This window comes from Lysobacter sp. M2-1 (genome assembly GCF_022662495.1).
Lineage (GTDB): Bacteria > Pseudomonadota > Gammaproteobacteria > Xanthomonadales > Xanthomonadaceae > JAKPBU01.
Map to the genome: position 1 here is coordinate 167,757 of NZ_JAKPBU010000002.1, position 6,304 is coordinate 174,060.

5 protein-coding genes are annotated in these 6,304 nt (G+C 67.1%); 4 read left to right on the forward strand and 1 reads right to left on the reverse strand.

The features are described 5' to 3' along the window. The first annotated feature begins 25 nt into the window (after window positions 1-25). Window positions 26-844 carry an N-formylglutamate deformylase gene (hutG, locus tag MC375_RS09775; protein WP_242103173.1) on the forward strand — a complete coding sequence of 273 codons (819 nt, stop codon included), beginning with the start codon at window positions 26-28 and terminating at the stop codon, window positions 842-844. A gap of 202 nt (window positions 845-1,046) precedes the next feature. Next, the gene (locus MC375_RS09780; protein WP_242103175.1) at window positions 1,047-1,703 is read left to right on the forward strand and encodes a hypothetical protein; all 657 of its coding nucleotides are present in this window, start codon (window positions 1,047-1,049) and stop codon (window positions 1,701-1,703) included. Between the two features lie 384 nt (window positions 1,704-2,087). On the opposite strand, the gene parE is transcribed toward MC375_RS09780, so the two are convergent. Further along, entirely contained in the window at window positions 2,088-3,992 is a 1,905-nt protein-coding gene (parE, locus tag MC375_RS09785) for a DNA topoisomerase IV subunit B (protein ID WP_242103176.1), read from the reverse strand. Window positions 3,993-4,120: 128 nt separating this feature from the next. On the opposite strand from parE, the gene MC375_RS09790 reads away from it, so the two are divergent. Both MC375_RS09790 and MC375_RS09795 read left to right on the forward strand, forming a co-directional pair. Further along, complete coding sequence (locus MC375_RS09790; protein ID WP_242103177.1) at window positions 4,121-4,363, forward strand: hypothetical protein; 243 nt, start codon at window positions 4,121-4,123, stop codon at window positions 4,361-4,363. Window positions 4,364-4,531: 168 nt separating this feature from the next. Then, a complete protein-coding gene (locus MC375_RS09795) occupies window positions 4,532-6,229 on the forward strand; it encodes a CTP synthase (RefSeq protein WP_242103178.1) in 1,698 nt (565 codons plus the stop codon). Window positions 6,230-6,304: the final 75 nt, after the last annotated feature.

The following is a 6,304-nucleotide window of genomic DNA, read 5'->3' on the forward strand; positions in this document are numbered from 1 at the left end:
AATTCTTCTCCAGGATGCTGTCCGCATGAGCGCAGAGGTCTTCGAACTCCATCGCGGCACCGCGCCGCTGCTGGTCAGTCTGCCGCACGACGGTACCGCGGTGCCGGACGACATCGCCGCGCGGCTCACCGCGCAGGCGCGTCGGGTGCCGGATACCGACTGGCACGTCGCCCGCCTGTATGCCGTCGCGCGCGAGCTGGGCGCCTCGATGATCGTGCCGCGGTTTTCGCGCTACGTGATCGACCTCAACCGGTCGGAAGACGATGTGTCGCTGTATCCGGGCCAGAACACCACCGGACTGTGCCCGATCGTGCGCTTCAGCGGCGATCCGGTGTACCTGCCGGGCCAGGAGCCGACCGAAGACGAGGTGCGCGCGCGGGTCGAACGTTACTGGCGTCCCTATCACGTGGCCCTGCGTGCGGAGCTGGAGCGCATTCGCGGCGTGCACGGCCGGGTGGTGCTGTGGGAGGGCCATTCGATCCGCGGCGAGCTGCCGTTCCTGTTCGAAGGCCGCCTGCCCGATCTAAACCTGGGCACCGCCGCCGGTGCCAGTTGTTCGCAATCGCTGCAGGCGCAGCTCGAAGCACTGCTCGCGGCCCAGGACAATTACGATTTCGTCGTCAATGGCCGCTTCAAGGGCGGTTACATCACCCGTCACTACGGCGATCCGGCAAATGGCATCGATGCTGTGCAACTCGAGGTCAGCCAGCGCAATTACATGGACGAGGAAACGTTCGAGTACGCACCCGCGCGTGCCGCCGCGCTGCAGGCATTGATCGGCACCTTGCTTGAACGCTCCATCGACGTCGCACGCGGTGCCGGCCCGGCCTTCGGGAACGCATGAGCGTTCGAGTGCCCGCTGTGGACGCTTGACTGACGCCTGAATTGCATCGTGCGTTGAGGCCGCCTCTCTCGCCGTTGGGCGCTGTCAAGCCCGCATAGGGGATTTCCCTCGGTCATGGGTTCAGTCGCGAGTCGCAGTCCGGCGGATAGGGTCGGTCGCGTCGCAGGCATGCGACTCCCCGAGAACGAAAGGAGAACAGCGGATGCGCAAGACAGTACTCACTGCGGTGATCGCCGCCGCCGTCGCCGTGCCGGCGGCATACGCCCAGGTCGGCGTGAACATCGGCGGACAGGCCGGCGTCAATACCCAGCTCAACACCCAGATCGGCGCCGGTCAGGCCGGATCGCTCGGCCTCGGTGCGAATACCGGCCTCGACGGCTCGGTGCGCGTGGACTCGCGCAACGATGCGCGCGAACGTCGCCGTGCCCGAAGCGGGAACAGTGCCGATGCGCGCGCCGGCCTCGGCGCAGGCGTGGCCGGCAGTGTCAACCGCGCGCGCGACACCGCTGGCGCCGCGGTCGGCGCTGGCGTCGATGCGACAGGCAACGTTGCCGCGGCGGCGACGGAGACGGCGGCCAATGCCACGACCCAGGCGGGTGCCGCGGCTTCCGGCGCGGTCGATACGGCGGCTGGCACAGCCGCCGGTGTTGGCGCGAATGCCGGTGCGGCTGCGCAGGGCAGCGCGAATGCCGCGGGCAGCGCGGCTACGATCGGTACGAACGCCGACGGGCAGGGCGAGGGCGCGTTGAATGCGAGCCAGCAGGCGCAACCGGCGTCCGACGCTGCCTCGGATCCCGACAAGCCGCGCAAGCAGCGTCGTCAGGACGATCGACAGACGGACGATCGACAGACGCCGTAGTCGTGCAGGTCCAATCGTCGCCTCGCGACGGTCGTGTGCGCCCCGCAGCAGCGGGGCGCACATGCATGGCGAACGCTTCGGCTCAAACGCGCCGCGCCGCACTGCAACGTCCGCTGCCAGAGAATCCGCGCCGTCGCAACGGCCGCGCCGTACTACAATCTACGCCGCGATCGAACCCGCGCCGTCGCAACGGCGGATAACACTCAACAGCAGCGCCCTACTGTGCCCTTAACTGCAAGGTAATCCGCGCCGTCGCGGCGGATGACCAGCCGATCAAACTTCCAACGTCGCCAAGTCGCCCTTCTGTTCCCACCGCGCCGCACAACAGCCTCCGCCGCGACAGAACCCGCGCCGTTGCAACGGCCGATACCGATGAACGGCCGATCAGACCTCCAGCGTCGCCAGGTCGCCTTTCTGTTCGAGCCAAGCTTTTCGGTCGCCCGCCCGCTTCTTCGCCAGCAGCATGTCCATCAGCGCGCGAGTGCCGTCGCCGTCGTCGACCGTGAGCTGGACCAGGCGCCGGGTATCGGGATGGATGGTGGATTCGCGCAGCTGCTGCGGATTCATCTCGCCCAGGCCCTTGAACCGGGTCACGTTGACCGCGCCCTTGAGCTTCTCGCGCTCGACCCGCTCGAGCAGCAGGCGCTTCTCCTCCTCGTCCAACGCGTAGAACACCTGCTTGCCCACGTCGACCCGGAACAGCGGCGGCATCGCCACGAATACGTGGCCGGCGTTGACCAGCGTCGGGAAATGGCGCAGGAACAGCGCCGTGAGCAGGGTAGCGATGTGCAGGCCATCGGAATCGGCGTCGGCCAGGATCACCACCTTGCCGTAGCGCAATCCGGAGATGTCGTCCTTGCCCGGATCACAACCGATCGCCACCGCGAGGTCGTGCACTTCGGTCGACGCCAGCACGCCGCCGCTGGCGACTTCCCAGGTATTGAGGATCTTGCCGCGCAGCGGCAGGATCGCCTGGAAGTCCTTGTCGCGCGCCTGTTTGGCGCTGCCGCCGGCCGAGTCGCCTTCCACCAGGAACAGCTCGGTGCGCGACAGGTCCTGGCTGATGCAGTCGGCCAGCTTGCCTGGCAGGGCAGGGCCCTGGGTGACCTTCTTGCGCACGATCTGCTTTTCGGTCTTCAGTCGTGCGCTGGCGCGCTCGATCGCGAGCTGCGCGATCTTCTCGCCGAACTCGGTGTGGGTGTTGAGCCAGAGCGAGAACGCATCGTGTGCGGCGCCTTCGACGAAACCGGCCGCCTGGCGCGAGGACAGGCGCTCCTTGGTCTGGCCGCTGAACTGCGGGTCGGTCATCTTCAGCGACAGCACGAACGACACGCGGTCCCACACATCCTCGGGCGCCAGCTTCACCCCGCGCGGCAGCAGGTTGCGGAAATCGCAGAACTCGCGCAGCGCGTCGGTGAAGCCGGTGCGCAGGCCATTGACGTGGGTGCCATGCTGCGAGGTGGGGATCAGATTGACGTAGCTTTCCTGCACCAGTTCCCCCGCCTGGCCGTCGCCACTGGGCACCCAGGCCACGGCCCAGTCGACGATCTCGGTGTCCTTCTTCAGCGAGCCGGTGAAGATCTCGGGCGGCAGCAGCTCCCGGTCGACGAGTTCGCCCTTGAGATAGGCGCGCAGTCCGTCCTCGTAATGCCACTGGTCGCGCTCGCCGCTGGCTTCGTCGAACAGGGTCACGCTCAGGCCCGGACATAGCACCGCCTTGGCGCGCAGCAGATGACGCAGCGCCCGCAGGTTGAACTTCGGCGTGTCGAAATACTTCGGGTCCGGCCAGAACCGCAGGCGGGTGCCGGTATTGCGCTTGCCGACGCTGCCGACGATGTCCAGGTCCGAGGTCCTCTCGCCGTCGGTGAACGCCATCCGGTATTCGTTGCCGTCGCGCTTGATGTACACGTCCACCTTGGTCGACAGCGCGTTCACCACGCTCACGCCGACGCCGTGCAGGCCGCCCGAAAACGTGTAGTTCTGGTTGCCGAACTTGCCGCCCGCGTGCAGGCGGGTGAGGATCAGTTCGACGCCGGGGATCTTTTCCTCCGGATGGATGTCCACCGGCATGCCGCGGCCGTCGTCGGACACCTCGCAGCTCCCGTCCTTGTGCAGCGTCACCTCGATGGTGCGCGCATGCCCGGCCAGGGCCTCATCCACCGCGTTGTCGACCACTTCCTGCGCCAGGTGATTCGGGCGCGTGGTGTCGGTATACATGCCGGGACGGCGCTTGACCGGGTCCAGCCCGGACAGGACTTCGATGTCTGCAGCGTTGTAGCGGGTGTTCATGCGGTTCCGTCGGCGTGTCGTGGCGCTAGTTTAGGGCAGCCCTAGCGTTCGCACGGGCCCGATTCAGACTGGGTCGATAGAATTCATCCGTTGACACGCCACCCGCACGTCGGGATCGAGGTAAGACCATGAAACTCAGGCACATCCTGCTGTTCCTTGCCGCTGCGACCCTGCTGGTCGCCGGCAACGCGGCCGCGCAGAGCGCACAGGTCGACGCCAAGACCAAGGATGCCAGCGCCGAGCAGGCCGCCGCCAAGGCCAAGGCCGAAGAAGCCGCGAAGAAGCAGGCGGCCGAGAAGGCCAAGGCGGACAAGGCTAGGGCCAAGTCGAAGACCGGCGACGAGGACGAAGAAGAGGAAGAGGACATTTGATCGCGCGCAGGTATCCGCGCCGGCCTTGGGCCGTACGCCAACGCCGCGCTTCGCGCAGCCAACAGACGCCCCGCATCGCGGGGCGTCGTCTTTTCCGGGTCCGCGCGGCCGCAGTCGCGCTGGCGCAGGCCTGCCGGTAGAATGCCGCTTTCCAGCCATCCTGCCGCCATGACCCCTCCAGGCTCCACCACCCCGCTCATCTTCGTCACCGGGGGCGTGGTGTCCTCGCTGGGCAAAGGCATCGCCGCGGCCTCGCTGGCCGCCATCCTCGAGGCGCGCGGCCTGCGCGTGACGATGATGAAGCTGGACCCGTACATCAACGTCGACCCGGGCACGATGAGCCCGTTCCAGCACGGCGAGGTCTACGTCACCGACGACGGCGCCGAAACCGACCTGGATCTGGGCCATTACGAACGCTTCGTCAACGTGCGCCTGTCGGGCGCCAATTCCATCACTACCGGCAAGATCTACGAGAACGTGATCCGCAAGGAGCGGCGCGGCGACTATCTGGGCGCCACGGTGCAGGTGATCCCGCATATCACCGACGAAATCAAGCGTTGCATCGATAACGCCACGGCCGGCTATGACGTGGCCCTTGTGGAGATCGGCGGAACGGTGGGCGACATCGAGTCGCTGCCGTTCCTCGAGGCGATCCGCCAGATCCGCACCGAACGTGGCGCCGAGAACGCCATGTTCATGCACCTGACCCTGGTGCCGTTCATCGCCGCCGCCGGCGAGCTCAAGACCAAGCCGACCCAGCATTCGGTCAAGGAACTCAGATCGATCGGTATCCAGCCCGACGTGCTGCTGTGCCGCAGCGAGCAGCCGCTGCCGGACGGCGAGCGGCGCAAGATCGCGCTGTTCACCAATGTGCCGGAGAAGGCGGTCATTTCCGCCATCGACCTGGACAACATCCACAAGATCCCGATGTGGCTGCATGCGCAGGGCCTGGACCAGATCGTGGTCGAAGGCCTGCGGCTGCAGCACAAGGCCGCGCCCGACGCCGACCTGTCGCAGTGGCTGGACGTGGTGGATGCGGCCGAGCATCCGATCGACGAAGTCACCATCGCGGTGGTCGGCAAGTACGTCGATCACAAGGACGCGTACAAGTCGGTGGGCGAGGCGCTCAAGCATGGCGGCATCCGCCAGCGCACGCGGGTCAACCTGGTGTGGATGGAATCGCAGGACATCGAGCGCGATGGCGCCGAGTCGGCGTTCGCCGGCATCGACGGGATCCTGGTCCCTGGCGGGTTCGGCGATCGCGGCTTCGAGGGCAAGGTGCTCACTGCGCAGTACGCCCGCGAGCACAAGGTCCCCTATTTCGGCATCTGCTACGGCATGCAGGCCGCCGTGGTCGACGTGGCCCGCAACCTGGCGGGCCTGGCTGGGGCCAACAGCACCGAGAACGACCGGCAGACGCCGCATCCGGTGATCGGGCTGATCACCGAATGGCGCACTCAGACCGGCGAGGTCGAGCGCCGCAGCGAGGACAGCGACCTGGGCGGCACCATGCGCCTGGGCCTGCAGGAGCAGCGCATCAAGCCCGGGACCCTCGCGCACCGCATGTACGGCCAGGATGTCGTCGGCGAGCGTCATCGCCACCGTTACGAATTCAACAACCGCTACCGCACCCAGCTGGAAGCCGCCGGGCTGCTGATCTCGGCCAAGTCGATGGACGATCTGCTGGTGGAAATGGTGGAGCTGCCGGACCATCCCTGGTTCCTCGCCTGCCAGGCGCATCCCGAATTCCTGTCCACGCCGCGCGGCGGGCATCCGCTGTTCATCGGCTTCATCCGTGCCGCGCGCGAACGCAAGGCCAATGCCGGCCAGGCCGGCGGCCGACTGCTGAAGGAGGCGACCGCGTGACCCGATCTTGTAGGAGCGGGCGGGGGGGGCCGCCCCGCCGAGCGAAACAGATTGGGGGCGCCCAAGCGGCGGGAA